Here is a 1,224-nt window from a genome sequence, read left to right on the forward strand (position 1 = left end):
CTGAAAGACGCAGCAGGGCGGGGGGAGTCCGGGGTGGAGGGGACATCGCCGGAGGCCGCTCCCCGACGCTGTCCCGATGAGTGCAGCACGGACGGGATGGCCAGGCACAGGGCTGCTGCGGTGCAGGCCACGGTAGCGGCCACGACGTGCCGGCGATGGCGGCGGCGGTCTGCCCGTCGACGGATCTCCGCAGCGGGCAGGGCTGGTGCGGGCATCTGCGTGCCGATCAGCCGCAGCCGGTCGGCGAGGGTGTCGTGGTTGGGGTCAGGCACGAAGCTTTCCCTCCTCGCTGGTCGGGTTCTGGTCGGCGAGTTTGGCAGCGAGCGCGGTCCGGCCGCGGGCAAGGCGGCTCTTCACGGCGCTGACGCTGGCGCCGGTCTCGACCGCGACCTGTTCGACGGAGAGGTCGCACATGTGGTGCAGGACCAGGGCGCCTCGCTGCGCCTGGGGTAAATCACGGAGCGCGGTGACCAGCATCAGGTGCTCCTCGGTGGGCGGCTCGACGGTGGGTGGTTCCTGCCGGTGATGGCGTCCGGCCAAGTGCAGACCCCTGGCGAGACGCCGCCAGCGGGAGTGGGCCAACCGTCGAGCCGTGGTCCGGATCCATGCCTCCGGGGCGTCGTCGGGGTCCAAGGTGCGCCTTCGGTCCCACGCGCGGATGAATGCCTCCTGGACCACGTCCTGTGCTTCGGACCAGTTGCCGGTCAGCGCGTAGAGCTGCCCGGTCAGGCGGGAGAAGGACGCCGCATAGAACGCGTCGAACTCCTGTGGCGTCATCAAGGGCCTCTCTTCCGGCGGCTGTCCGTCAGCTCGCCGCACAAGCTGTGTGCGAGGAAGTACTCCTCGGTCGCGGCGGTGGAGCCGTGCGCCCTGGGCGCACCTCCCTTCCTGTACGCACGAGCGCCCCATCGGGGTTGCATCACGATCAATATGACGTGGATCACGCCCGCGGCGTGCGACCTGCCGGGCACCGGGGTGCCTACAGGGGTGCGGGCGTCAACCGGACACCCGCAGGAAAGGACACGGATTCATGCGTATCCGCCCCATCATGCTCATTGCCGTCACCACCGCGGTCATCGCGACAGCGGGGGGAATGGCCACTGCCGCAACCGGCACCTCCACGCCCGCCCCGACGGCCCATGGCTCCGGATCGGCCGACGCCTCGGTGGTCTCCGGCAGCGGCTCGTCCGCTGCTCGTGTGACTACCCGTCCTGCGCCTTCCAC

3 protein-coding genes are annotated in these 1,224 nt (G+C 70.3%); all 3 read right to left on the bottom strand.

Going from position 1 to position 1,224, the window contains the following annotated elements; all coding sequences use genetic code 11:
* Positions 1 to 272: hypothetical protein (locus tag ACWC97_RS33960; protein WP_385480208.1), on the bottom strand; the 272-nt coding region annotated here is incomplete at its 3' end.
* The gene (locus ACWC97_RS33965) at positions 265 to 777 is read right to left on the bottom strand and encodes a SigE family RNA polymerase sigma factor (RefSeq protein ID WP_352281296.1); all 513 of its coding nucleotides are present in this window, start codon (positions 775 to 777) and stop codon (positions 265 to 267) included. The genes ACWC97_RS33965 and ACWC97_RS33960, both read right to left, overlap by 8 nt.
* A 219-nt stretch (positions 778 to 996) precedes the next feature.
* Positions 997 to 1,224, bottom strand: a 228-nt coding sequence (locus ACWC97_RS33970; RefSeq protein ID WP_352281294.1) for a hypothetical protein, incomplete at its 5' end; no start/stop codon positions are given.

Source organism: Streptomyces sp. NPDC001108, from assembly GCF_053598535.1.

Excerpts from the sequence above, each read along its gene's own strand:
- ACWC97_RS33965 (WP_352281296.1), bottom strand. The coding sequence starts at position 777 with ATGACGCCACAGGAGTTCGACGCGTTCTATGCGGCGTCCTTCTCCCGC.